The 24,295-nt window shown below is 64.8% G+C and carries 31 protein-coding genes; 18 read left to right on the forward strand and 13 right to left on the reverse strand.

Translation table 11 applies throughout. The features are described from left to right. Window positions 1-115 precede the first annotated feature (115 nt). The 3 genes from XI08_RS23090 to XI08_RS23100 form a co-directional block, all read right to left on the reverse strand. Window positions 116-1,141 carry an aldo/keto reductase gene (locus XI08_RS23090; RefSeq protein WP_271576083.1) on the reverse strand — a complete coding sequence of 342 codons (1,026 nt, stop codon included), beginning with the start codon at window positions 1,139-1,141 and terminating at the stop codon, window positions 116-118. Window positions 1,142-1,256: 115 nt separating this feature from the next. After that, window positions 1,257-1,493, reverse strand: a complete 237-nt coding sequence (locus tag XI08_RS23095) for a hypothetical protein (RefSeq protein WP_027548131.1) — start codon at window positions 1,491-1,493, stop codon at window positions 1,257-1,259. Window positions 1,494-1,597: 104 nt separating this feature from the next. Further along, on the reverse strand, window positions 1,598-2,554 hold the full coding sequence (locus XI08_RS23100) for a helix-turn-helix domain-containing protein (RefSeq protein ID WP_271576084.1): 957 nt from the start codon (window positions 2,552-2,554) through the stop codon (window positions 1,598-1,600). 197 nt (window positions 2,555-2,751) lie between these two features. Here XI08_RS23100 and XI08_RS23105 point away from each other — a divergent pair, with 197 nt between their 5' ends. Next, entirely contained in the window at window positions 2,752-3,768 is a 1,017-nt protein-coding gene (locus XI08_RS23105) for a carbon-nitrogen hydrolase family protein (protein WP_271572424.1), read from the forward strand. 19 nt (window positions 3,769-3,787) lie between these two features. Further along, window positions 3,788-4,828, forward strand: coding sequence for a phenylacetaldoxime dehydratase family protein (locus XI08_RS23110; RefSeq protein ID WP_271576085.1), 1,041 nt, complete (start codon window positions 3,788-3,790; stop codon window positions 4,826-4,828). On the opposite strand, the gene XI08_RS23115 is transcribed toward XI08_RS23110, so the two are convergent. Then, complete coding sequence (locus XI08_RS23115) at window positions 4,825-5,463, reverse strand: HAD family hydrolase (RefSeq protein ID WP_271576086.1); 639 nt, start codon at window positions 5,461-5,463, stop codon at window positions 4,825-4,827. The genes XI08_RS23110 and XI08_RS23115 overlap by 4 nt on opposite strands. 301 nt (window positions 5,464-5,764) lie before the next feature. Between XI08_RS23115 and XI08_RS23120 the strand changes: the two genes are divergently transcribed. The 8 genes from XI08_RS23120 to XI08_RS23155 all read left to right on the forward strand — a co-directional run bounded on the left by XI08_RS23120 (window position 5,765) and on the right by XI08_RS23155 (window position 11,633). Further along, on the forward strand, window positions 5,765-5,959 hold the full coding sequence (locus XI08_RS23120; RefSeq protein WP_135177275.1) for a hypothetical protein: 195 nt from the start codon (window positions 5,765-5,767) through the stop codon (window positions 5,957-5,959). Between the two features lie 86 nt (window positions 5,960-6,045). Further along, on the forward strand, window positions 6,046-6,294 hold the full coding sequence (locus tag XI08_RS23125) for a hypothetical protein (RefSeq protein WP_271576087.1): 249 nt from the start codon (window positions 6,046-6,048) through the stop codon (window positions 6,292-6,294). 75 nt (window positions 6,295-6,369) lie between these two features. Further along, window positions 6,370-6,531 (forward strand): hypothetical protein, encoded by a 162-nt coding sequence (locus tag XI08_RS46420; protein WP_442869855.1) that lies wholly within the window; start codon window positions 6,370-6,372, stop codon window positions 6,529-6,531. A gap of 12 nt (window positions 6,532-6,543) precedes the next feature. After that, window positions 6,544-7,470 carry a class I mannose-6-phosphate isomerase gene (locus XI08_RS23135; protein ID WP_271576088.1) on the forward strand — a complete coding sequence of 309 codons (927 nt, stop codon included), beginning with the start codon at window positions 6,544-6,546 and terminating at the stop codon, window positions 7,468-7,470. Continuing rightward, window positions 7,467-9,752: a glycosyltransferase family 4 protein gene (locus tag XI08_RS23140; RefSeq protein ID WP_271576089.1), complete on the forward strand. Its 2,286-nt coding sequence runs from the start codon at window positions 7,467-7,469 to the stop codon at window positions 9,750-9,752. Before XI08_RS23135 ends, XI08_RS23140 begins: the two co-directional genes overlap by 4 nt. Before the next feature lie 34 nt (window positions 9,753-9,786). Then, the gene (locus XI08_RS23145; protein WP_271576090.1) at window positions 9,787-11,085 is read left to right on the forward strand and encodes a glycoside hydrolase family 130 protein; all 1,299 of its coding nucleotides are present in this window, start codon (window positions 9,787-9,789) and stop codon (window positions 11,083-11,085) included. 60 nt (window positions 11,086-11,145) lie between these two features. After that, window positions 11,146-11,388: a hypothetical protein gene (locus XI08_RS23150; RefSeq protein WP_027548121.1), complete on the forward strand. Its 243-nt coding sequence runs from the start codon at window positions 11,146-11,148 to the stop codon at window positions 11,386-11,388. 44 nt (window positions 11,389-11,432) lie between these two features. Continuing rightward, on the forward strand, window positions 11,433-11,633 hold the full coding sequence (locus tag XI08_RS23155) for a hypothetical protein (RefSeq protein WP_011087899.1): 201 nt from the start codon (window positions 11,433-11,435) through the stop codon (window positions 11,631-11,633). Between the two features lie 70 nt (window positions 11,634-11,703). On the opposite strand, the gene XI08_RS23160 is transcribed toward XI08_RS23155, so the two are convergent. After that, window positions 11,704-12,720 (reverse strand): TRAP transporter substrate-binding protein, encoded by a 1,017-nt coding sequence (locus XI08_RS23160; protein WP_271576091.1) that lies wholly within the window; start codon window positions 12,718-12,720, stop codon window positions 11,704-11,706. A 39-nt stretch (window positions 12,721-12,759) separates the two neighbouring features. On the opposite strand from XI08_RS23160, the gene XI08_RS23165 reads away from it, so the two are divergent. The 4 genes from XI08_RS23165 (at window position 12,760) to tsaA (ending at window position 15,628) form a co-directional block, all read left to right on the forward strand. Next, entirely contained in the window at window positions 12,760-13,782 is a 1,023-nt protein-coding gene (locus XI08_RS23165) for a lytic transglycosylase domain-containing protein (RefSeq protein WP_271576092.1), read from the forward strand. Window positions 13,783-14,017: 235 nt separating this feature from the next. Then, on the forward strand, window positions 14,018-14,758 hold the full coding sequence (locus XI08_RS23170; RefSeq protein WP_271576093.1) for an AzlC family ABC transporter permease: 741 nt from the start codon (window positions 14,018-14,020) through the stop codon (window positions 14,756-14,758). Then, on the forward strand, window positions 14,755-15,105 hold the full coding sequence (locus XI08_RS23175) for an AzlD domain-containing protein (RefSeq protein ID WP_027548116.1): 351 nt from the start codon (window positions 14,755-14,757) through the stop codon (window positions 15,103-15,105). The genes XI08_RS23170 and XI08_RS23175 overlap by 4 nt, the downstream gene beginning before the upstream one ends. Window positions 15,106-15,136: 31 nt before the next feature. After that, entirely contained in the window at window positions 15,137-15,628 is a 492-nt protein-coding gene (gene tsaA / locus XI08_RS23180) for a tRNA (N6-threonylcarbamoyladenosine(37)-N6)-methyltransferase TrmO (protein WP_011087894.1), read from the forward strand. Window positions 15,629-15,749: 121 nt separating this feature from the next. On the opposite strand, the gene XI08_RS23185 is transcribed toward tsaA, so the two are convergent. The 4 genes from XI08_RS23185 to XI08_RS23200 all read right to left on the reverse strand — a co-directional run bounded on the left by XI08_RS23185 (window position 15,750) and on the right by XI08_RS23200 (window position 18,937). Further along, complete coding sequence (locus tag XI08_RS23185; RefSeq protein ID WP_271576094.1) at window positions 15,750-16,178, reverse strand: HIT domain-containing protein; 429 nt, start codon at window positions 16,176-16,178, stop codon at window positions 15,750-15,752. Between the two features lie 59 nt (window positions 16,179-16,237). Next, window positions 16,238-17,494, reverse strand: a complete 1,257-nt coding sequence (locus XI08_RS23190) for a GNAT family N-acetyltransferase (protein ID WP_271576095.1) — start codon at window positions 17,492-17,494, stop codon at window positions 16,238-16,240. Between the two features lie 218 nt (window positions 17,495-17,712). Beyond that, the gene (locus XI08_RS23195) at window positions 17,713-18,459 is read right to left on the reverse strand and encodes a glycerophosphodiester phosphodiesterase (protein ID WP_271576096.1); all 747 of its coding nucleotides are present in this window, start codon (window positions 18,457-18,459) and stop codon (window positions 17,713-17,715) included. A 10-nt stretch (window positions 18,460-18,469) separates the two neighbouring features. After that, window positions 18,470-18,937 (reverse strand): RidA family protein, encoded by a 468-nt coding sequence (locus XI08_RS23200; protein WP_271576097.1) that lies wholly within the window; start codon window positions 18,935-18,937, stop codon window positions 18,470-18,472. A gap of 246 nt (window positions 18,938-19,183) precedes the next feature. Here XI08_RS23200 and XI08_RS23205 point away from each other — a divergent pair, with 246 nt between their 5' ends. The 3 genes from XI08_RS23205 (at window position 19,184) to XI08_RS23215 (ending at window position 21,224) form a co-directional block, all read left to right on the forward strand. Beyond that, window positions 19,184-20,029, forward strand: coding sequence for a cell envelope integrity EipB family protein (locus tag XI08_RS23205; RefSeq protein WP_271576098.1), 846 nt, complete (start codon window positions 19,184-19,186; stop codon window positions 20,027-20,029). Window positions 20,030-20,323: 294 nt separating this feature from the next. After that, entirely contained in the window at window positions 20,324-20,725 is a 402-nt protein-coding gene (locus tag XI08_RS23210) for a RidA family protein (protein WP_027547220.1), read from the forward strand. Window positions 20,726-20,783: 58 nt separating this feature from the next. Beyond that, the gene (locus XI08_RS23215; RefSeq protein ID WP_271576099.1) at window positions 20,784-21,224 is read left to right on the forward strand and encodes a MerR family transcriptional regulator; all 441 of its coding nucleotides are present in this window, start codon (window positions 20,784-20,786) and stop codon (window positions 21,222-21,224) included. Here the strand turns inward: XI08_RS23215 and XI08_RS23220 are convergent. After that, entirely contained in the window at window positions 21,201-21,611 is a 411-nt protein-coding gene (locus tag XI08_RS23220; protein WP_271576100.1) for a nuclear transport factor 2 family protein, read from the reverse strand. The two genes, XI08_RS23215 and XI08_RS23220, sit on opposite strands and share 24 nt — an antisense overlap. 68 nt (window positions 21,612-21,679) lie before the next feature. Then, window positions 21,680-22,087 (reverse strand): ACT domain-containing protein, encoded by a 408-nt coding sequence (locus XI08_RS23225; protein ID WP_271576101.1) that lies wholly within the window; start codon window positions 22,085-22,087, stop codon window positions 21,680-21,682. Between the two features lie 199 nt (window positions 22,088-22,286). On the opposite strand from XI08_RS23225, the gene XI08_RS23230 reads away from it, so the two are divergent. Continuing rightward, window positions 22,287-22,442, forward strand: coding sequence for a hypothetical protein (locus tag XI08_RS23230; protein ID WP_271576102.1), 156 nt, complete (start codon window positions 22,287-22,289; stop codon window positions 22,440-22,442). A gap of 16 nt (window positions 22,443-22,458) precedes the next feature. On the opposite strand, the gene XI08_RS23235 is transcribed toward XI08_RS23230, so the two are convergent. Together XI08_RS23235 and XI08_RS23240 are read right to left on the reverse strand one after the other, a co-directional pair. Beyond that, window positions 22,459-23,763, reverse strand: coding sequence for a DNA polymerase IV (locus XI08_RS23235; protein WP_271576103.1), 1,305 nt, complete (start codon window positions 23,761-23,763; stop codon window positions 22,459-22,461). Further along, window positions 23,760-24,071: a DUF3572 domain-containing protein gene (locus XI08_RS23240; protein ID WP_011087883.1), complete on the reverse strand. Its 312-nt coding sequence runs from the start codon at window positions 24,069-24,071 to the stop codon at window positions 23,760-23,762. The genes XI08_RS23235 and XI08_RS23240 overlap by 4 nt, the downstream gene beginning before the upstream one ends. Window positions 24,072-24,295: the final 224 nt, after the last annotated feature.

Raw genomic sequence — 24,295 nt, forward strand, 5'->3', positions numbered from 1 at the left:
CCCGGCAGGACACGGACAGTTCCTGTGCCGGAAGCAGGCCTTCCGGCACAGGAAAACGGGTCGGGACCGCTTCGCGAGGGCTCAGGGAGCCGAGCGGTCGGGCCGTTGGCCGTCTCTACACCGCCGGCGGATTGCGGTCGGTGAAGGTGGTGCGCTGGTGCCAGTAGGGATACGGCAAGGTCACCTTGCTCGCGGCATCGAGCTTTGCGATCTGGTCCTTGGTCAATGTCCAGCCGACCGCGCCGAGATTTTCGCGCAGCTGCGTCTCGTTGCGCGCGCCAATGATCAGCGTCGAGACCGTCGGACGCTGGAGCAACCAGTTCAGCGCAATCTGCGAGACGCTCTTGCCCGTCTCCTTGGCGACCTCGTCGATCGCGTCGACCACGCGATAGACGTGCTCATCGGGCACGGGCGGCCCGAAATCGGCGGTCTTGGGCAGGCGGCTCACCTCGGGCTTCGGCTGGCCTCGCCGGATCTTTCCGGTGAGGCGTCCCCATCCGAGCGGCGACCAGACCACGGCGCCGACCCCTTGGTCGAGGCCGAGCGGCATCAGCTCCCATTCGTAGTCGCGGCCGATCAATGAATAGTAGGTCTGATTGGCAACATAGCGCGGGAAGCCATGCTTGTCGGCGACGGAGAGCGACTTCATCAGGTGCCAGCCTGAAAAGTTGGAGACGCCGACATAGCGAATCTTGCCGGCGCGCACGAGCACGTCGAGGGTTGCGAGCACCTCTTCAGGCGGGGTGAAGGCGTCGAAGCCATGGAGCTGGAACAGGTCGATGTAATCGGTGCCGAGCCGGGCGAGCGAGCCGTCGATGGCGGCGAGCAGATGCTGCCGTGACGAGCCGATGTCGTTGGGCCCGTCGCCGAAACGGAACGTCGCCTTGGTCGAGATCAGCACCTTGTCGCGACGGCCCTTGATGGCTTCGCCGAGAACGCGCTCGGACTCGCCGAGCGAATAGACGTCAGCGGTATCGAACATCGATACGCCGGCCTCGAGGCAGATATCCAGAAGCCGCCGCGCTTCGCTCGCGTCGGTGGTGCCCCAAGCAGCGAGGCGGCCGACGCCGCCGAAGGTGCCGGTTCCAAGACTCAAAGCGGGCACCATGAGGCCGGATCGGCCCAAGCGTCGGTATTCCATCGATGTGCTCCTCGGCTGGCCGCGGATTGATCCGTGCGGCCTTGGCGTCGAAGTTAGCGCAAGCAGGCGCCTTGTCCTATCACGCGCTCACATACCGGCCTTGCTCGGGAACGCTCTAGTCGTGCCGAAGCATGTCATCGAACGCGGTATCGACGAGGCGCGGGCCGACGGTCTTCACGGGAGCCTGCCTCTCGATTGCTGCTGCGACTGAGGGCGTGCAGGCGAGCTCGACGTTGCGCGCCTGCCGCGGCAGGAGCGCAAGGCTCCAGCCCACCACGACCAGCGCGGCGAGCCGGATCGCGATCATGCCCAGCAACAGCTCCGATCCGCTTATCGTGGCGTGAGTCCTCATGTGAGCTAGCCTGATGCAGGCTGCCAACCAAGACAATCTGGAATTGCCGAGCGCTGCCTTCGCTCAGGACGAAGGCTTGCGATGATGGCTGACCGGAATGAACGTCAGTGCCGCAGCTGGCCCTGCCGGAAATCGCGCGGCGACATCCCGAAATGTTCGCGGAAGACGCGGCCGAAATGCGAGAGGTCGTTGAAGCCCCAGGCAAACGCGATCTCGCTGATGTGGCGGTGGGCGAGCATGGGCGAGGCGAGGTCGCGCCGGCATTGGGCAAGACGCTCGGCAAGCACATGGCGCTGGAACGACGTCTCTTCGTCGGCGAGGAGGTCGTTCACGTAGCGCGGCGAGATACCGAGCGCGGCCGCAGTCTCCGCCAGCGAAAGGTCGGGATCGGCGAGGTGCGCGCGGATGTGGGCCTTCAGCCGGTAGAGCAGGGCGGAGCGATGCGTCGAGGACGGCAGCGGCGTCTTGCCGAGCCGCTCGCTCAGCGCCATCGCCAGGAGATCGACAGCCTGCTCCGACAGGGCGGCGGAATTGTTCGATGCGAGCCGGTCCGCGGTCTGGCACAGTCTGAAGATGAAGTCGTAGGCGAGCCGCTCGAGCGGCGCATCAGTGCCGAACGCGATCGCGGTCAGCGTCTCGGTGCCGCCGAGCCGTCGCTGCAACATCTCGCGCGGCACCTTGAAGATGGTCTGCGTGAAGCTGCCGTTGAACTTCAGCTCGTAGGGACGCGTGGTGTCGTAGAGTGCGAACTCGCCCGGATGGATCACGGTCTCGCGGCCGTCCTGCACCACGCCGCCGTCGCCGCGATTACCGAGTGCGATGAGAACAAAATCCTGGTCCGAGCGCGCAATGCGCGAGGGCGTTCGGAACACGTGCTGGCGATCGGAGCAGACGTCGGAGCACACGGCCTTGCCGAGCGTGGCCTGTGTGACCGAGCCGCGGAAGGCGCTGCCGAGATCGGACTTGCAGTCGAGCCCGACGAAGACGTCGCAGACGATGTCCTGCCAGAGGGCGAGCCGCCGGTAGCCGGGGCTGCCGTCCGTCGTGAACTGGATTGGCATCGGCAAGCCTCCCTTTCACATCCAGCAAAACCGCATGTCGGCGCAGATCCGGCCTGATCGCAGGCAAGTTCCGTACCGGGGCGGCGATCCCGCCCGGTCGAGTTTTTGTTCCGCCGTGGTCGAGCGCCCGGCCGCCCGGCTTGGCCAAATAGACTGCATCGGACGAGGTCTGCGATCAACCGGCAATGGAGGCGGCAATGGGCATCGAACATCCAAAGTACAAGGTGGCGGTGGTGCAGGCGGCGCCGGCCTGGCTCGACCTCGACGCCTCGATCGACAAGTCGATCGCGCTGATCCGGGAGGCCGCCGAGAAGGGCGCCAGGCTGATCGCGTTTCCGGAGGCCTTCATCCCCGGCTACCCCTGGCACATCTGGATGGACTCGCCGGCCTGGGCGATCGGCCGCGGGTTTGTGCAGCGCTATTTCGACAATTCGCTGTCCTATGACAGCCCGCAGGCCGAGCGCTTGCGCGATGCCGTGCGCAAGGCGAAGCTGACGGCGGTGATCGGCCTGTCCGAGCGCGACGGCGGCAGCCTCTATCTCGCGCAATGGCTGATCGGCCCCGACGGGGAGACCATCGCAAAGCGCCGCAAGCTGCGGCCGACCCACGCCGAACGCACGGTCTATGGCGAGGGCGACGGCAGCGATCTCGCCGTGCACGCGCGGCCCGACATCGGCCGCATCGGCGCGCTGTGCTGCTGGGAGCATCTCCAGCCGCTATCGAAATACGCGATGTACGCCCAGAACGAGCAGGTGCATGTCGCGGCCTGGCCGAGCTTCTCGCTCTACGATCCCTTCGCGCCGGCGCTCGGCGCCGAGGTGAACAACGCCGCTTCGCGTGTCTATGCCGTGGAGGGCTCCTGCTTCGTGCTCGCGCCGTGCGCGACGGTGTCGCAGGCGATGATCGACGAACTCTGCGACCGGCCCGACAAGCACGCGCTGCTGCACGTCGGCGGCGGCTTTGCCGCGATCTATGGCCCCGACGGCAGCCAGATCGGCGACAAGCTCGCGCCGGATCAGGAGGGCCTTCTGATTGCCGAGATCGACCTCGGCGCCATCGGCGTCGCCAAGAATGCGGCCGATCCCGCCGGGCACTATTCGCGGCCCGACGTCACGCGGCTGCTGCTCAACAAGAAGCGATACCAGCGCGTCGAGCAGTTCGCACTGCCGGTCGACACCGTCGAGCCCACGGACATCGCCGCGGCGGCGAGCTGATCGAGGGGAGGGCACGACTATGGAATCCGCAATTCCTCTGCACCTCGAAACTCGGCGCACGCGCCACAAGCGCGTGCCGGACGATTACCAGCCGCCATATCCGTCCTTCGTGGCGCGCTACAAGCCCGCCGTCAGCCGCGTCGTGATGGTCTATTTCGGCGTCCAGTATCGCGGTGTGGCGCCATCGGCTGCGACAGACGCGCTGAAGGAGATCGCGGCTCTCTTCGCTGCGGAGAACGGTCCGCCGCATTGGGACCGCGCGCATTATGTCGACCAGCCCGGCTATGAGAACGTTGTCTCGGTCGCCTACTGGGACGACGTCGCACGCTTCGATGCCTGGTTCGCGCCGGCACGCGAGGCGTGGACGGGAAGGCAGCGGGAAGGCGTCGGCACCTTCATCGAGGGGCTGCGTCCCGCCGTGGCGCGGCACGAGACGCTGTTCTCCTCGCTCGACCGTCCCGAAGGTGTCGCCGTCATTGCAGAGGGCATGAGCGGCGAGGTGCAGGAGCACGCCTATTGGGGTGGCATGCGCGATCGCATCCCGCTGTCGCAGACCGACGCGATGGCACCCGGCGGGGTGCCCGAGCTGGTCCGCGATGGCGCGCGGCTGCGGGTGAAGGCGCACGACAATCTCTGCCTGATCCGGTCCGGGCAGGACTGGAGTGACACCGAGGCGTCGGAGCGAGAGCTCTATCTCGACGACGTCGAGCCGGTGCTGCGCGAGGGCATGGATTTTCTGCGCGACGACGGCCTCGGTATCGGCTGCTACGCCAACCGCTATATGAATGTGCTCGCCGCCGACGGCAGCGTGAGCGAAAAGTCCTACGGCCAGAGCTGGTGGAAGAGCCTTGCTGCGCTGGAACGCTGGGCAGAGTCACATCCGACCCACGTCAGGATCTTCGGCGCGGCGATGAAATACCTCTCGACGCTCGGGCCGTCAGCCAAACTGCGGCTCTACCACGAGGTTACCGTAGCGGCCGCGGACGAGCAGTTCTTCGAGTATCGAGGCTGTCACCCGAAAACGGGCATGCTGGCCGCGGTGGAGACGGTCAGCGCCTAGGCCACACAATGGCCGAGCAGGTCCGGATGCGCGGCGCAGATGTGATGCGCGCCGGCGTCGCGCAGCTCCGCCTCGCTGCCATAGCCGTAGAGCACGCCGATCGCGGTCATGCCGTTGGCCCTCGCGCCGACCACGTCATGGCTGCGGTCGCCGATCATGATCGCACTGGCGGCATCGACCCTTGCCTCGTCGAGGGCGTAGCGGAGCAGGTCGCGCTTGTCGACGCGCGTGCCGTCGAGCTCGGAGCCGAACACGCGCTCGAAATACGGTTTCAGCCCGAAATGGTCGACGATGCGGGTGGCGTAGACCGCGGGCTTGCTGGTGGCGACGAACATGCGCGGCGTCGTCGCGGCCAGCGTCGCCAAGGTGTCCATGATACCGGCATAGGCCTCGTTTTCGAACAGGCCGATATCGGCAAAACGCTCACGATAGAGCAGCAGCGCCCGGTCGGCGAGCTCGTCGGTTCCCGTCAGCTTTTTCAGGCTGGCATGCAGCGGCGGCCCGATGCACCAGGTCAGCTCGTCCTCACTCGGCACCGCGAGGTCCAAGCGCTCGAGCGCATACTGGATCGAGCGGGTGATCCCGGGCTTCGGGTTGGTCAGGGTGCCGTCGAGATCGAAATAGACTGTAACCATGCTGGCCGTGCCCGTGTTGATATTGCCGTCGGCTGCTTGACTAAACGACGCCGCGGGCCGAGGCAACGCCGCCCCGTCGATGTCGCGTACCGTTTTAAAGCTCGCTATTGGCGGGGCGTAAGCGTAGGGTCACGGGATCACCGCCCTTCCCATGGCATCCATCGGTGACTGAGGGTCACTAGCGCTCCCGCCGAACGAGGAGGAGCGTGCATGCCTCGCTTTAATCTGGCCGACTGGATCGTGCCGCCGGTGATCGTCCCGCTGTTTCTGTTGCTCCTGGTGGCTGCTGCGGCTTTTCTGCATGGATAGGACGCCGCTCCAATATCTGGTGAGCGCGCGCGATCAAAGCGGCTATGTGAGCCTGGGTCGCACCACGACGGCTGCCGCTTTGAAGAAGGCGAGGGAGTTGTTGCAGGAAGGCTATCTCGACGTGCGGATATGCACGCCGCAAGGCCGGATTCTGCTCTCCGATGAGTTCGACCAGTTCGAGGCATGAGGTGACGCCTGCGGTTCGTCAAATGGCGCGCCCAGGTTCATCGCAAGAGAATGCCTCGTGTGAACGCCGCCCGGAAAGGTATCTGGATGAAAACGCTCCTTGTCGTATTGACGCTCGGCACATTCGCGCAAGGCGCTATCGCCGGTGAATCCGACTGCCACGCGATCGAAAGCACGAGCGGACGGCTCGCCTGTTACGACGCCGCGTTTCCTCCGAAGGTGAAGAAGCCCATTGCCGCGGAAAACGACATATCTCGGGCCCCATACAAGGATCCATTCATAGCGGAAGAGGCCCGAACCGCGGCGAAGCTGAAGAATATCTGTCGCGGTTGTTGAGGCTTGTCACCAGACAGCGCGGGCGTGGCAGCGGGCGGACGGCGTGAACCAGCGCCATTACCAGGAGGATCTGCCATGTCACATACACAATTTGGCTTCCATGACGGGCGACCCAGCATGGTCGCGCATCGCGTCGGCGAGGTTCTGGTCTCGGACATCGGGGAATGGGACGAGACCCTGAATCTCAGTGGGCTCGTGCGCGAGCCGTTGCCGCCAGCATTCCATCGGCCGGCTTGAGCCGGACAGGAGATGACCATCGAGCATGCCTCCGTAGAGATCGCCCGCAAACCCTGGGGCCGCGTCGATCTGCGTCCCTGGAGCAGCATCGACGCTTCGGCTGATCCGGTCGGCGAATTGTGGTTTGGGCGTATGGACGAGCGTGCGGCGAGCCCGGCACTCCTGCTGAAGCTGCTGTTCACCAGCCAGCCCTTGTCGATCCAGGTTCACCCGAATGACGAATTCGCGCACGCCATCGGCTTGCCGAACGGGAAGACCGAGGCGTGGTACATCCTGTCGGCGCCGCTGGGCGCGCGGGTTGCGCTGGGACTGAAGTGGATTCTCACGCCGCAGGCGTTGCGCGCGGCGATCAGGGACGGCTCGATTGCGGGCCATGTGCAGTGGCGTCCTGTCGCGCAAGGTGACGTCATCCTCGTTCCCGGCGGCACGATCCACGCCATCGGCGCCAATATCGTGCTTGCCGAGATTCAGCAGCGCAGCGATACGACATTCCGCCTGTTCGATTTTGGCCGGCAGCGCGAGCTGCATGAGGACAGCGCGGTGGCCGCCTCCGATGCCGGGCCGCCGCCAACGCAATTGCCTGCGCGGCGCCTCACTGATGGTCGGACCGTTCTCGTCGCGAGTCCGCCTTTCGTGCTTGAGCGGATCGATCTCCAGGCCAATTCGCATTGGGAGCTCGATACCGATCGGGAAGCCTGGCTCCTCGTGATCGGCGGGAAGGGGCGCGTCGGACGGGCGAATGCGACCGTCGGAGAGGCCATCTTCATCGAAGCCGATCGTACCGGCATCGACGTTGGCGCGAGCGGGATGAGCATCCTGCTCGCATATCCGGGACCGGATCCAATTGCATCCCTGCTGCAGGATTGTACGGGACGGACGACAAATTCCGCCGCCGCCCAGGCGCCGACATCAAACGAAATCATCGAGGTACCGACATGACGCCGCTCCACCGTATCGCCGTCATCGGCAACTCGCTGCCGCGCCGATGCGGAATTGCAACCTTCACGACCGACCTGCAGAAGGCGATCTCGATGTCGCGCGCGGATCTGGAGACCAGCATCGTGGCGATGACCGATCCCGGTCAGGCCTATGACTATCCTCCGGCGGTCGCCTTCCAGATCAAGGACGGCCATATCGACGACTACATGCGCGCGGCGGATTTCCTCAATGCCGGCCAGTTCGATATCGTGTGCCTCCAGCACGAATTCGGGATTTTCGGCGGTGAGGCCGGGGCCCATATCCTGGTGCTGTTGTCGCGCCTCACCATGCCGGTCGTGACGACGTTCCATACGGTGCTGGCCAGTCCGACGGTGAAGCAACGCGCCGTCGTGGAGCGTATCGTCGACGCGTCGTCGAAGGTCGTCGTGATGGCCAACAAGGGCCGGGAGCTGTTGCGTGACGTCTACCTGGTGCCGGACGACAAGATCGAGGTGATTGCGCACGGCATTCCCGATGTCGCCTTCGTCGGGTCCGATGCAGCGAAGGCCAGGCTCGGATTTGCGGGAAAGTCGGTCATTCTGACCTTCGGCCTGCTATCACCCAACAAGGGCATCGAGGTCATGATCGACGCCATGCCGTCGATCCTGAAGCGCTGCGCGGACGCAGTGTACGTCGTGCTCGGCGCAACGCACCCGAATCTGGTTCGAAACCAGGGCGAGGCCTATCGCGAGGGCTTGATGGCGCGGGTGCGTGAACTTGGCATCCACGATCACGTGGTGTTCCTCGATCGGTTCGTCGATCTGGCCACGTTGCTCGAATTCATCTCGATGTGCGACGTCTATGTCACGCCCTATCTCAACGAGGCCCAGATGACGTCGGGGACCCTGGCCTACAGCTTTGGACTGGGGAAGCCGGTGGTTTCGACGCCTTACTGGCACGCCCGCGAGCTGCTCACCGAGGGATGCGGAGTTCTGGTGCCGTTCGGCAATGCCGCCGCGATCGGCGGCGAGATCGCAAAATTGCTCACCGACGACGTGCGACGGCAGGCGATGTCCCGGCGCGCCTATGCCGCGAGCCGAATGATGACGTGGGAATGCACGGCCGAGCGTTACATGTCGGTCTTCGAGACGGCACGGCAAGGTCACCGGCCCAAGGTCTTTGCGCGCTCCGACATGGGCTCGCCGGGGCTGCGTGGCCCCGCGCCGCCGGATATGCAGATCGGCCACTTCCTGTCGATGTGCGACGATGTCGGCCTGTTCCAGCATGCGGTGCATTCGGTGCCCGATCGCGCGCACGGCTATTGCGTCGACGACAATGCCCGAGCGTTGCTGCTGGCCTGCGCCCTCAACAATCCGGGCGAGCAACCCCTGTCGGAGGTCTTGACGGCCCGCTTTGCCGCCTTCGTGCAGCACGCGTGGAACCCCGACACCGGGCAATTTCGCAACTTCATGGGCTTCAATCGCACCTGGCTTGAAGACAGGGGCTCCGAAGACAGTCACGGGCGAACGCTATGGGCCCTGGGCGAGGCGGCGCGCACGGACGCGAGCCCGGCGCGGCGCCAGTGGGCTGCAGCCTTGTTCGCGCAGGCATTGTCGATCGCGGAGAGCTTTCGCTCGCCCCGCGCGTGGGCCTTCATGCTGCTGGGTCTGGACGCATACTGCGCCGTGGCGCCGGACGATCTTCACGCCAGGGAGGTCCGGCATTCCCTCGCCGACAGGTTGATGTCCTGTCTGGCGTCGGTGGAGACGCCGGACTGGGTGTGGTTCGAGGAAGGGCTGGCCTATGACAATGCGCGATTGCCGCAGGCCCTGATGCTCACGGGCATGGCGACGCAAACGCCTCAATATCTCGATGCCGGATTGAGGTCGCTGCGCTGGCTCATGACGCAACAAACGACCGCGGCAGGTCAATTCCGGCCGGTCGGCACCGCCGGCTTCGGCGAGCAGCGGCAACATCCCCGTGCCTTCGATCAGCAGCCGGTGGAAGCAACGGCGACGATTGCGGCCTGCCTCACGGCGTGGCGTGCGGATGGCGATGCCGAATGGAAAGCCATGGCAACGCGGGCCTTCGCCTGGTTTCTCGGCAGCAATGATCTCTCGGTGGCGCTGGTCGATCCGCTCACCGGCAGCTGCCGCGATGGCTTGCACCCCGATCGCGCCAACGAAAACCGCGGGGGCGAGTCGGTGGTTTGCTATCTGCTCGGCCTTGCCGAGATGCGCCAGCTTGCACGCATCACCACGAGCCTGACGAGGCCCATAGCGTTGCGCGCCGTGGGCGCCTGAACTTTACCTTCTCACCTAGCGAGCCGAGGATACCGTGTCTCAATCTTCTTTCTTGAACCGGCAGGGGCTTCATCTGCGTCCCGATCCAGCGCGGGTCATCGTGCGGCCGTTCAAGCCGGCGACTGAACCGCGCGATCTCAACCCGACCGACAAGATGCGCGCAAATCATATCGTCGAGCGGGTTCTCGCACTCAATTCGGAAGCCGTTGCGGCCCAGCTCGCGGACGTCCTTGACAATTTCGAGGGCCGACATCGCAACCTCCTGGAGAGGTTCGAGGCCCGCGCCGACGATATGGAGGATGCTTTCGCAACGCATGGCGCCTTCTCGAAAACCCAGCGACAGCTGATCGGCGCCTATTTTCTCAGTGAGTATTCGTTCGAGGCCTCAGCCTTGTTCAATCCGAGCATCGTGCCGCACCCTGATCAATCCGGTGCGCCCGAGGGGGACAAACGCTTCATCATCAGTCTCCGGGCCATTGGAGAAGGGCACGTGTCGTCACTGACATTTCGAACCGGAACGATCGCGGCCGACGGGAGCCTGGCCGTCGATCCGACGGCGCGCCTTGCCTCGCTCCCGCGGATCAGCCATCGCGCATCCGGCCCGGACGGCGACCGGGTCGAGCTGACGTTCAGGCCCGAGGAAGATCTCAGCGAGCGTGTCATCTTTCCCGTGACCGAATCCCAGTCGAACGGCATCGAGGATGCGCGCTTTGTCCAATTCAGCGACGGCGATCGCAAGACCTATTACGCGACCTACACGGCCTACAGCGGGCGGGCGATCCGGTCCGAATTGATCGAGACCAGCGATTTCATGTCGTTTCGACTGACGCCTTTGCGGGGGGCTGCGGCACACAACAAAGGCATGGCGCTGTTCCCGCGCAAGATCGGCGGCAGCTATGCCATGATCGCGCGGCAGGACAACGAGAACCTGTATCTGGTCTATTCGGACGATCTCTCCACATGGGAAGGCGGCCGGGCCCTTCTGAAACCGCAGTTTCCCTGGGAGTTCGTCCAGATCGGCAATTGCGGGTCGCCGATCGAACTCGACGAAGGCTGGCTGCTGCTGACGCACGGTGTCGGCCCCGTCCGCAAATATTCGATCGGTGCGGCGCTGCTCGACAAGCGCGATCCATCCAGGGTGCTGGCGCGTTCGAGCGAGCCGCTGTTGCGGCCTGAACCGTCCGAGCGCGAAGGGTATGTCCCCAACGTCGTCTATACCTGCGGTGCGATGAGGCACAATGACCAGATCATCCTGCCATATGCCGTGTCGGACACCTTCTCCAGTTTTGCAACGATCAGGATTTCCGCGCTCATGGAAGCGATGCGACGCTGAGTACGGCGTTCGCAGTCGGTGACGTCAATTCCGTTTGCCAACAGGGTCAGAGGAGACGTCATGGTCCGCCAAACAACCTACGTCGTGCAGGCATTCAACGCCGGCAAGGGCGGGAATCTCAAGGCCGACTCTCCGATCGTCTGCAAATCGGAAAGCGGCGCGCTGCGAACGGCGGAGAGGCTGGCCTTGAGCAAGCTCGGCGTCGTTGCGTTCTCGTCCAGCGGCGATGCAGAAATGGGTGACTATGACGATGAGCCAACGGTGTTTTTCCGGAAAGGCGAGCTTCCGGCGGGCTTCGACTAAAGTCCCCGGTTGCGATCGCGAAGATATTTTGCAGAGGAGCCTACATGAGCGAGCGACTTGAAACCCTGAAGAAGGCCCGCGATCGCATGATCGAGGACAGAGACGCGCATGCGAAAGTGCTGGCCGCTCCCTTCGTGCGCGACACGGCCGAGCGGGCGCGCAACAAGTTCGTGGAGATTCAGGCGCTGATCGACGCCCTTGACCGCGCCATCAGCGGCGAAAGCCTGGTGCCGGTCAAGAACTGAAGCAGCGCAACGGGACATCAGCCGACATCTCGTCGGAGGGGAGCGGTCGCATGCCGTTGGCTGCGACCCCTTATTGCTGCCGTGCCCATTCGACGATCGCCGCCGCATCCGCGCCGGCCTGGGTCTCCCAGGCGGCGATCGCGTCCGTCGCGGCGTTGCGGAGTGCGGTGACGAGGGACGGCGGCGCGGGCTCGGCGATGTTGACGCCGTTGTCGCGCATGCGCGCATAATTCTCCGCCGTGCGATGGGTCAGCAGCGCGAACTGCCTCTGCTCGGTCTCGGCCGCCGCAGCCATCACCTCGCGCTGCATCGGCTCCGGCAGCGCGGCGAACGCCTCGCTGCGGACGAAGGCGATCGAGACCGGCATCGCATAGTTGATCGCCGTGAAATGCGGCAGGAAGTCCCAGAGCTTGCGTCCCGCGCCGCCGTCGCCGGAGGTGAGGAACGCATTCAACTGGTGCTCCTTCAATCCGGCGAGCGCTTTGTCCATCGGCAGGAACTGCGCATTGGCCCCGGCCGTGCGCATCACCGCGCTGGAATTGGCATCATAGGCCCGCAGGTTCAGCTTGGGCAGATCGTCGGCGCCTGCGAGCGCGTGATCCGACCAGAGGCCCGTCGCCGGCCAGATTGTCAGATAGAGCAGCTTGAGACCGCGGGCGGCGAACGCCTTTTCGTAGAGCGGGCGTGCCCGCGCATTGGTGGCACGGGCGATGTCGACCGATTGCACCAGGAAGGGCAGGGTCGAAAGCCCGAGCACCGGGTCGAGGCCGGACAGCGCGCCCGCAAAGGCATCGCCGCCCGCGATCCGGCCGTCCAGCGCAGCGCGTGGCATCTCGCCCGAGTTGATCTTGAGCTCATTGTCGAAGGCATTGGCCACGGTCACGAAACCGTTTGTGCGCGCCGCCACGCGATCGGCGAAAGTGGTGAGGCCGATCCCGGAAATGTTGTTTTGCGGATATTCCGTGGTCATTCGCCAGCTGACCTGCGCCAGGGCCGGCGCGGCGGACAGGACCAGGGCGGCGAGGGCAAGGATCGCGCGGATCCGTTTGGCGGGGGAGCGCATTGGGAGAAGCAGGGCAGGCAGCATATATTGGCAACTCGTCAAACCATGGCACGATGCCACAACATGGCGGATCATCTTCTCGCATGCCGCGCCGGCGTTCGCCACAGCGATGCGTGGGCAGTGTTGGCGCGAATTGCATCACTCGTCGTTGCCGCGCTGCTCGCCTCTGCGACAGAAGTCGCGGCTGGGGACAGCTCGCCCGCGGGGACCAACGTCGCGGTGCCGAGCGTGGAGGAGCAGGCGACGCCGCCGCAAAAGGCAGCGGATGCGCGCGAGAGCGACACGCGGGAATCGATCTGCCTGATCGTCGAGGCGGCTGCGCGGGACGCCAATCTGCCGCTGGAATTCTTTGCCCGCGTGATCTGGCAGGAGAGCCGCTTCCAGGCCGATGCGGTGGGCCCGATGACGCGCAGCGGCGAGCATGCGCAGGGGATCGCGCAGTTCATGCCGGGCACCGCGAGCGAGCGCGGGCTGCTCGATCCCTTCAACCCGGTTCAGGCCTTGCCGAAGTCCGCCGAATTCCTCAACGAGTTGCGCAACCAGTTCGGCAATCTCGGACTTGCGGCAGCCGCCTACAATGCCGGACCGCGCCGCGTGCAGGAATGGCTCGCCGGCACCGGTCCGATGCCGGAGCAGACCCGCAATTACGTCTATGCCATCACCGGTGCGACGGTGGAGGCCTGGGCGAAGGCCGGCAGCACCGGCAAGGGACCGCCGAGCGCGCCGCCGACGAGCTGCCGCGATCTCATGGCCCTGTTGAAGCGCGCGCCGAATCCGTTCGTCGCCGAGCTCGAGCAGCATGTGGAGCTGGCCGCCGCGAAGATCTGGGGCGTGCAGCTCGCCGCCGGCTTCGACCGCAACAGGGCATTGGCGATGTATTCCCGCGCCGTCACGCGGCTGAGCGCGGTGATCGGCGAGCGCGATCCGAGCCTGCTGAGTTCGGTGATGCGCAGCCGCGGCACGCGCGCGTTCTACCAGGTGCGCATCGGCGCCGATACGCGCAGCGAGGCGGATGATCTCTGCAACCGCATCCGCAAGGCTGGCGGCGCCTGCTTCGTGCTGAAGAATAGGGGGGTGAGCGGGTAGGGGCAACTCTCTCCCGCCGTCATTCCGGGGCGCGACGATGTCGCGAACCCGGAATCCATCAAGCGGCAATCTCTGCGGCTCAATGGATTCCGGGCTCGCGCCCAAGAGGGCGCGCCCCGGAATGACAGCGTGGGTGTTAGCCGCGCGCATGCCAGCCCCGCCGCGCCCTTCCTTGACGCGGCCGCGCGCGTTGCCCGTTATGCGGTCACGATTCTTCATTCAGGCCGACCGTTCCGTGGCGCTTCCCCCGCTCGATTCACCTCAATGGCAAAGTCCCTGGCGCGCCTTTGCGTGGGGGCTGCGCTCGATCACGCAGACGATCCTCACCATCGTGTTGTTCGTGACCTATCTCGGCATCGGCGCGCTCGCCCACGACAGCCATTTCAGCCTGCTCTGGGCGCTCTGCTCGACGCTGTTCGTCTGGGCAGGCCCGGCGCAGATCATCCTGATCACGACGCTCGGCTCGGGCGCGACCGTCATCCAATCGGCGATCGCGGTGACGGTCAGTGCGATCCGCCTGTTTCCGATGGTGGTCTCGGTGCTGCCGCTGATGCGCACGCCGAAGACGAAACGGCGCGAACTGGTCTTCGCCGCGCATCTCACCGCCGTGACGCTCTGGGTCGAATGCCACCGCTTCCTGCCGCAGGTGCCGCGCGAGCGGCGCATCGCCTTCGTCCATGGGCTCGGCTGCGGTCTCGTCTCGGTATGCCTCACCGCCAACACGGTCGGCTATTTCCTCGCCGCCAACCTGACGCAGACGCTTGGAGCGGCGATCCTGCTCTTGACCCCACTGTCCTTCCTGTTCTCGACCGCGCGCAACAGCCGCGAGGTGGCCGACGTGGTCGCGCTGGCGCTCGGGATTCTGCTTTATCCGCTGGCGGCGAAGATGAACTCCGGCCTCGACATCCTCGTCAGCGGCGTGGTGGCCGGCACGATCGCCTACGGCGTGCATTGGTGGCGGGAGGTGCGCGCATGAGTTTTGCACAGCTCATCGGCGACTGGCATGCGCTCGCAGTCTTGTTCGTCGCCGGCGTCGTTCCCAACCAGATCTGGCGCATGCTGGGCCTGTGGTTCGGCGGCGGCATCGACGAGGGTTCCGAGCTTCTGGTTTGGGTGAGGGCGGTCGCCACCGCCATCCTGGCCGGCGTCATCGCCCAGATCGTGGTCGAGCCGCCGGGCGCATTGGCGAGCGTGCCCGATGTCCTGCGCTATGGCGCGGTCGGCGCCGGGCTCGTCGTCTTCCTGCTGACGCGCCGCTCGATTTTTGCGGGCGTGGTCGCCGGCGAAGTCTTCATGCTGGCCGGCAAGTGGTGGTTGGGCTAAAACCGCCGGCGAACAGCAAGGAACAGGAAATATGGTTCGCGAAAACGAGCTCCGCGAGGGCGAGGTCGCCATCGAGCTGCCGCCCGCGGAGGATGCCGGTCTCGTCTTCATTGGCCGTATCCGCACGCCCTGGACGTCGCGGCTGGAGACGCCGCGGCAGGGGCGGCACGACGGCCCGATCTGCCGCCTCGAGATCTTCGAGCCGTTCGTGCCGGCCATCAAGGGCGTCGATTTCTACAGCAATCTCGAAGTGCTCTATTGGCTCGACAAGTCGCGCCGCGACATCATCCTGCAAAGCCCGAAGAACAACGAGAAGACCCGCGGCACGTTCTCGCTGCGCTCGCCGGTCAGGCCGAACCCGATCGGCACCTCGATCGTCAAGCTGGTCGGCATCGAGGGCAATGCCATTCTGGTGCGCGGGCTCGATTGCCTCGACAACACGCCGCTGATCGACATCAAGCCCGACCGCTGCGAGTTCACGCCACTGGCCGCGCCGCAAGCCGGGGATTTCCAGACGGAATAGTCGTCATTCCGGGGCGACGCGAAGCGTCGAGCCCGGAATCCATCAGGCAACGGCGATGGTGGTGGAATGGATTCCGGGTTCGCGCCAAAAGGCGCGCCCCGGAATGACAGTGTGGAAACGTTCAGCCCGCCTTCAGCGCCGCGATCAGCCTGGTCGCATTCTCTTCCAGCACCTTGACGTCTTCCTTGCGGCTCGCGGGCGGCAGCATTTGCACGCCGTCGTGGCGCGGCAAGACGTGCATGTGCAGGTGAAATACCACCTGTCCTCCGGCCGGCTCGTTGAACTGCTGCACGGTGATGCCGTCGGCCTTGAACGCCTTCATCGCGGCTGCGGCGATTTTGTGCGCGCCGCGGGCGACATGGGCGTACTCGTCGGGCTTGATGTCGAGGATGTTGCGGGCAGGGGCCTTCGGGATCACCAGCGTATGGCCGGGCACCCGCGGCATGATGTCGAGGAAGGCGAAGACGTGCTCGTCCTCATAGACCTTGTGGCAGGGAAACTCGCCGCGCAGGATCTTTGCGAAGATGTTGTTGGGGTCGTAGGCGGTCATGGCAGCTCCTCGGCGGCTCCTCGGAATTTTGCGCTTACTGTCACCAGCGCATCGAACCGTCAAGGCGCCTCGTCCGCGCCTTTCCGGAACGGGCCGAGTTCGGCGAGCTCCCGCCCGGCCTCGGCGACATAGGCGCGCTCGCGCTTGAGATAGTCGTCGATGGCGCGGCGCAGGCCCGGATCGGCGATGAAGTGGGCGGAATAGGTCGTCTTCGGCAGGTAGCCGCGCGCGATCTTGTGCTCGCCTTGCGCGCCGGCCTCGACGTGTGTGAGGCCGCGTGTGATCGCGAAATCGATCGCCTGGTAGTAGCAGACCTCGAAATGCAGGAACGGATGATGCTCGACCGCGCCCCAGTTGCGGCCGAACAGCGTGTCCGAGCCGATGAAGTTGATCGCGCCCGCAATCCAGCGCTCGTTGCGGCGGGCCATCACCAGCAGCACATCCTCGCTCATGGTCTCGCCGATCAGCGAGAAGAACGCGCGCGTCAGATACGGGCGGCCCCATTTGCGCGAGCCGGTCTCCATGTAGAATTCGAAGAAGGCGTCCCAGGCTTCCTCGGTAATGTCTTTTCCGGTGAGCCAGTGGATGGTGACGCCGGACGCGAGCGCGTCGCGGCGTTCGCGCTTGATCGATTTGCGGTGGCGCGAGTTCAGGGTGGCGAGGAAATCGTCGAAGCTCGCAAACCCATCGTTGTGCCAGTGGAACTGCTGGTCGGTGCGCTGGAGGAAGCCGTGCCCGGCGAGCAGCTTCCACTCCGCTTCCCGCGCGAAGGTGACGTGCACCGAGGAAGCCTTGCTGACGCCGCACAGCGCCACCAGCCCGCTCGCCAGCGCCTCCGTGATGCGCTCGCGGTCGACACCGTCGCGGACCAGCAGCCGTGGACCCGTGGCCGGCGTGAAGGGAACCGAGACCTGAAGCTTCGGATAATAGCGCCCGCCGGCCCGCTCATAGGCGTCGGCCCAGCCGCGGTCGAAGACGTATTCGCCTTGAGAATGCGATTTCAGATAGCAGGGCACGACGCCGGCGACGCGGCCGTCGATCTTGGCGACGAGATGCCGGGGTCCCCATCCGGTGCGGAGGGTCGCCGAACCCGATTTCTCGACGGCGGCGAGAAACGCGTGCGAGACGAACGGGTTATAGGCAGGCTTTAAGAAACCGGCCGAATCGCCTGGGAGCCCGGATGAGGATCCCTTGCCATGCCCGTTGCAGGCCTTTTCGATAAGAGCCTTGCCGGGATTTGCGCAGGCGTCCCAATCTTCGGGCGACACTTCGCCAATGGACGGTACGGCCTCGAGCGTGATTTCGGATGATGCCATCGCGTCCAAGATCGTGCATTGCAGCAGCGACTTCAAGAGGGCGGGAACTCACATGTCGTCGCGACCGGGATGCTAGTGAGTGCGCGAATATCCCTCAACAATCACGGTCATTGCGAGCGAAGCGAAGCAATCCAGAGCGTCTCCGCGGAGGGACTCTGGATTGCTTCGCAATTTTGTCGCGAGCTCCTCGCAATGACGGTGGAGGGAGCGTGCCAGCCCTACGGCACGAACCCCTCAAAGATCATCTGGTCCGCATACTGCCCGACCCGGGTCCGCTGCTCGGGCGTGCGGACGGTCCAGCCGAGCAGGGCGCAGCCGAACACATTGCGGGCGACCCAGGGGGCGGGTGCCGGGAGGTGGTCGACCTTGAAGGCGACGAAATGCGGCTGGGTCTGGAAGCCGTGGCGCAGGTACAGCATGCCGTCGCGCTGCGCCTCGGTGAGCTTCGCCCAGTACTCGTCCTCATAGCTGCGCTGCGCGACGATGCCGCGCGGGCGGGAGGGGAGCAGCTCGCGCAAGGCCAGCACCTGGTCGGGATCGAAGGACATGCCGACCGCCGGGCCCTGATAGGACGCCAGCACCTCGGCCATCCGCTTCACCAGCTTGCGGTCGCCGCCAAAATGGCTCTTCACCTCGATCACCAGCGGAACGCGGCCGGCGACCATGGCGCAGAGGTCGGACAGGGACATCATCCGCTCGTCCGTATCCTTGAACTTGATGGCCTTCAGCTCCGCGGCGGTCTTCTCGACCACCTCGCCGGCGGCCTCGGTGAGGCGGCCGAGCGCATGGTCGTGATGGACCATGGCTTCGCCGTCGGCGGAGAGCTGGATGTCGACCTCGATCGCGAAATTGCCCGCGATCGCGGCCTGGACCGCGCCCGGCATGTTCTCGACGATGCCGCGGGAAATGTCGTGCAGGCCGCGATGGGCGACCGGCCGGGCTGTCAGCCAATCAGGGGCACGCACGATGCTGGCCTCAGGCGACCTCGAACACGCCCTCGACCTCCACCGCCGCATCCGCCGGCAGCGAGGCGACGCCGACGGTGGTGCGGGCGTGGCGGCCCTTGTCACCGAAGGCGGCGACCATCAGGTCGGAGGCGCCGTTGAGCACCTTCGGCCCGTCGAGGAAGTCCGGCGCCGAGTTGATGAAGCCGCCGAGGCGTACCACGCGCGCGACCTTGTCGAGATCGCCCAGGGCCGCCTTGACCTGGGCGAGCAGGTTGACGGCGCAGCCGCGCGCGGCCGCGACGCCGTCTTCGATCGAGACGCCGGCACCCAGCTTGCCCTTGGCGATCAGCTTGCCGGCAGGATCGAAGCAGACCTGGCCGGAGACGAACAGCAGATTGCCGGTGCGCACGAACGGCACGTAGTTGGCCACGGGGGTGGGGGCCTCATGCAGCTTGATGCCCTGTTCCGCCAGTTTCTGCTCGACCGTGCCCGCCATCTTCGACCTCGTTGTCCAAAAATCATCCACCCCGGCGCGGCCCATTGGTGCCCGGGAGCGTCCTGTTTCGCCCATCGTGCCGCCACATGCAAGCAACCCCAAGGGGCTGCATTTTGTTGAGGCAGGGCAGGAGGTTCAGGGCGAGGGCCGCAACTTTACGTGAAACGGCCTCAGTTGCGACGCAATGGAACGGTCATTAAAATGTCGAATCTGCTGTCCCCAAGGACGCATCTTCAAGGAACAGACATGATGCACCTTTTCCGGACTTCGCTCGGTGTAATGGCGCTCGCGGCGGCCGCTTGTGGCCCCGGAGGCGGGGCGCTGGCCGCCAACGGTCCGTTCCTCGCGCATCAGGCGCTCTATGACCTCAGCCTCGTCAAATCGCGCTCCAATTCGGTCAACAGCGCGCGCGGCCGCATCCTCTACAACTTCACCGGAAGCTCCTGCGAGGGCTACACCTCCGAATTCCGCCAGGTCTCCGAGCTCGACAGCGGCGAGGGCAAGGTCACGCTCAGCGACCTCCGTTCCAATTCCTGGGAGGATGCCGCGGGCAAGAGCTACCGCTTCAAGATCGAGACGCGGATGAACGAGGCCGACGCCGGCCGGGTCGACGGCTCGGCGGAGCGCGACGGCGACCACATCAACGTCAAGCTGAAGCTGCCGGCGCCGAGGAGCTTTACGCTCGACGGCAAGATCGTGTTCCCGACCGAGCAGATCCAGCGCATCATCGCCGCCGCCAGGGACGGCAAATCGCTGCTCGAACTGTCCGTCTATGACGGCTCCGACGACGGCCAGAAGGTCTACAACACGCTGACCGTGATCGGCCAAGCGATCCCCGCCGACCGCGCCAGCTCGATCGATCCGTCGACCACGGACGAGCACATGAAATCGCTCAAGCGCTGGCCCGTCACTGTCAGCTATTTCGACCGCGAGGCCCAGCAGAAGGAAGGCGAGCAGACACCGATCTATGCAATGGCGTTCGAGCTCTATGAGAACGGCGTCTCGCGCCAGCTCGTGCTCGATTACAATGATTTCGTCATCTCCGGCGCGATGGGCAAGTTCGACGTGAAGGACAGCAAGCCCTGTAATTGAGCGTCGATCGTCATTCCGGGGCTCGCGAAGCGAGAACTATGGTGCGCAATTGCGCACCTGAGAATCTCGAGATTCCGGGTTCGGTCCTGCGGACCGCCCCGGAATGACGGCGAGAGTTGTTTGTCGGCTCTCACTCGGTGTCGTCATTGCGAGCGCAGCGAAGCAATCCAGAATCTTTGCGCGGAGGGATTCTGGATTGCTTCGTCGCAAGAGCTCCTCGCAATGACGGGCTAGCCCTCAGCGCCCTCTCCAGCTACGCTCCCTCCCAACCACAAACTCCGGGAGGCAAGCACCATGCCCAAGCTCGACCATCTCCGCCCCAGCGGCCTGCACCACAATCCGGCCTATTCCCACGTCGTCACCGCCACGGGTGCGCGCACCATCTACATTTCGGGCCAGGTGTCGACCGACGAGGAGGGGCGGATCGTCGGCGAGGGCGATATCGCCGCGCAGACGACGCAGGTGATGCAGAATCTCGGCCTCGCGCTGAAAGCTGCCGGCGCGAGCTACGCCAACATCGTCAAGATCACGACCTTCGTGGTGAACTACAAGCCGGAGCTGCGCCCGATCATCGGCAAGGCCCGCTCCGCCTTCTTCGAAGGCATGGAGCCGCCGGCCTCCACCCTCGTCGGCGTCACCGCGCTGGCCGCGCCGGAATGGCTGATCGAGATCGAGGCGGTGGCGGTCGCTGATTGAGGAGACCGCGCAGGATGTGTTGAGCCTTGCGAGGCGGTTTCGAACGAGAGGGAAGACCATGTCGCGGGAGCTTCGCATCGGAGAGGTCGCCAGCCGAACGGGCCGCAGTATTCACACCATCCGCTGGTACGAAGCTCAGGGCTTAATCCCCGGCGTTATCAGGGATCGCGGTGGACGGCGCGTCTACAGCGATTTTCACGTTGGCTGGTTGGATCTGATGGAGCGCCTGCGTGGCACCGGCATGTCGGTCAAGCAGATGCGCGAATATGCGACGCTTGCGAAACGAGGCGAAGCAACGTTGAACGAGCGTCACGCGCTGCTCGCAGCCCACCAGCAGCGCGTGCAGGACAATATCCACCGTTGGTCGCAGGCCTTGGCGCTCATCGAAGCCAAGGTCGAATTTTATCAGGAGTGGATCGTCGGTGGGGAAAGACCCGCCGTGTCACCGCATGGAGGTCTCAAGTCTGCGCCGGCCTCATTGGCTGCCGGGCGGCCTTAGCACCCTCTCGACCAATGCGGTGTCCATGTACTCGGTCAGCTCGCGCAGTTTTCCGTCCGCCATGCGAATGACGAAGCAGTAGGTGTTGGCGTAAAGCTCGCCGGCAAGCGTCGTCGCATTGCCCCGGCACTCGGCGACGACGTAATCGCCTTCAGCAATGATGCGGGATGCCGTGAGGCTGGTGGGAGCGCTGAATTGTCGGTGGAGAGGCTTCATCAGGCGCTCCAGCACGTCGGCCTTGCCGACATACTCGCCGGACCAGGCCGTCGAGCCGGTGATCCGCCAGACGAAGTCATCTGCCATCGCGGCGATGAACGGGTTGGGGTCGCGACGTGCGCGCGCGTCCATGATGTCCTGAATGAGCGCCTTGTTGTCGGTCACTGTCATGGGCTGTCTCCTTGAATCGAGGCCAGCCATCGCTTTACAGGCTAGAGCATGCTCTAGATCAAGCTCAATCAAACCTGTTTCGGACTGAACCTGTCATGCAAGAGAGCCATCGCTTCATCGGCCCTGTCGGCAGGCACGAAAAGATGATCGTGATGGAAGGCCGAAACGGCATTCACGCTGATGCCGGCTTCGGCCAGTCGCGCCGTGATGGCCGCCAGAAAGCCTACCGCATCGAGTGCGGAGTGAACCGTCAGCGTGATCAGGCGCGAGGCAAACGCGTGGCGTAAGCCTGACGCCTCGGCCTCTTCGCGCAGGATCACCAGCGTCGTTCCTTCCTGCTCGCGGAACGTCAGCAGTGGGTTGACCGCTGCGGGAATGGGCTCGCCGGGTGGGATCGTGCAAAACACGAAGGTGCCGTCCAGCATCTCCGGCTTCATGTTTCTCAACAGCGCGTTGAGGTCGCGTTCGCCTGTCACGTTGCCAGCCCCTGGACGGGTAGGACCGTTTGAGCCCTTGCGAAGCTATCGACGCCGGAAGCTGTTGGAACCATGGCCGACATACCTTTGTATATCTTTCCTAATCCTTCTCATACGCTGACCTTACGCTGGTACAATTGAGCGACGGCGGGAGATTCTTACAATTTGAGTCCACTCGGGTCACTGCGAGGAGACTCAAATGAACGTCGTCATTCGAAAGCTCAACGGCTTGTGGCACCTTATTGTCGGGTCTTGTCAGATCCGAACCCCGTTCCTGGAAAATCAGGATCGGCAGTTGGTCGTTCAGTATGCCAGGCGCGTCTATCCGGGGGCACGGATCTTCGAACGCGACTGAGTTGAGCAGGGCTCGATCACTCCCGCGCCTTCTCCGGCCCATCATAGGCGATGCCGCGGATCACCGCGGCGCTGCCGAACTTCTTGCGCAGGCTGTCGACGGCGCGCTCGGCATAGGCGGCGCGGCGGTCGAGCATGTCGGTGTCGTCGGCGGGCGAGCCCTCGCGCAATGCGCTAACGCCGGCGCCCATCAGGCGGAAGGCGGTGCCGTCGATCTCCTTGGCCAGCATTTCGCGGCAGATCGAAAAGATCTTTGCGGCGAGCTGCGTTGGCGCTGCGATCGACTGCGACCGGGTGCGCTGGCGGAAGTCGGAAGTCTTCAGCTTCAGCGTGACGGTCGAGCCGGCGAGCTCGCTGCTCTTCAGCCGCGACGACGTCTTCTCGCAGAGGCGCCAGAGAATCTTCTCCAGCGTTGCGAAATCGCGGATGTCGGTTTCGAACGTGGTCTCGCTGGAGATCGTCTTGGCGCCGCGATCGGGCTCGACGCGGCGGTCGTCGATGCCGCGGGCAAGGCGCCAAAGCCGGCGGCCGTCGCTCGGAAATTGCCGCATCATCTCGATCTCGTCGGCCTTCTGAAGGTCGGCGATGATGCGGAAGCCGCGCTGCACAAGGCGTTCCTGCGTCGCAGGGCCCACGCCGAAGATGAAGCCGACCGGCCTCGAAGCCAGCATCGAACGCGCTTCCTCCTGATCGAGTGCGGCAAAGCCGCGCGGCTTGTCGAGATCGGAGGCGATCTTGGCGAGGAACTTGTTGCAGGACAAGCCGACCGAGACGCTGATGCCAATGTCGCGTTCGACGTTGCGGGCAAACCGCGCCAGCACCTTTGCCGGGATCATGCCGTGAACCCGTTCGGTGCCGGAGAGGTCGAGGAAGGCCTCGTCGATCGAGAGCGGCTCGACCAGCGGCGTCAGCGCCTGCATGGCCTGGCGCACCTCGCGGCCGACGCGGACGTACTTCGCCATGTCGGGTCGGATCACGATCGCGTGCGGGCAGGCTTCCAGCGCCTTGAACATCGGCATGGCGGAGCGGACGCCATAGGTGCGTGCGATGTAGCAGGCGGCCGACACGACGCCGCGTTTTCCCCCGCCGATGATGACGGGCTTGTCGGCGATATCAGGATTGTCGCGCTTCTCGACCGTGGCGTAGAAGGCGTCGCAATCGATATGGGCGATGGTCAGGCTCGAAAGCGCACGGTGGCGGACGAGGCGGGGGGAACCGCAAGCCGAGCAGCGCCGCACGCCCAGGTTCTGCACGTCAACATCCAGATCGGCCAGGCAATCCCGGCAGAAGCAGCGGGGCCCGGCCGCCTCCGGGACGCTCACGGCACGTCGCGCTCCCAGGTCCGGTCGCCGAGCGCATCGCCCAGCACCTGCCGCGCCGCGGCGACGTTGGTCGGATGCAGCTCCGAGGCCGTGGCAAAGGCCTTCACGGTCGCATCATCGCGCAGCACGAAATCGAGGACGCTGAGGAGGAAATTCGGGTCCGAGGCGGCGTTCCGCAGGGTCTCCGGGCCGACACCTGTCTCGGCCAGGAACAGGCCCAGCCGCTCGGGCTCGCCCGCGACAAAGGACAATGCCTGAATCGCAACGATTTCAGCGACTTCGCGGGGGTTGTGAACAGGCTTTTTCAAGGGGCCAGTTTGCCTTTCCGTTAACTTTCAGTGTCTACTTTGGAATATGCCCGAGTCTCGCGCCTGAGTCTTGCGACCCCCGACAAGCAACTGGAAACCACATCGCAGAAAGTGGCCCCTCGGGTTTAACGAAACTAGAGCGAATCTGAGGCTAGTTTGAATCCAGTTTTCGAAGCGCCGGGGAGCGGCGCCTGAGGCGTCACATGTATCGGGCTTCGTGCCAA

This window comes from Bradyrhizobium sp. CCBAU 11361 (assembly GCF_028128935.1).
Lineage (GTDB): Bacteria > Pseudomonadota > Alphaproteobacteria > Rhizobiales > Xanthobacteraceae > Bradyrhizobium > Bradyrhizobium niftali.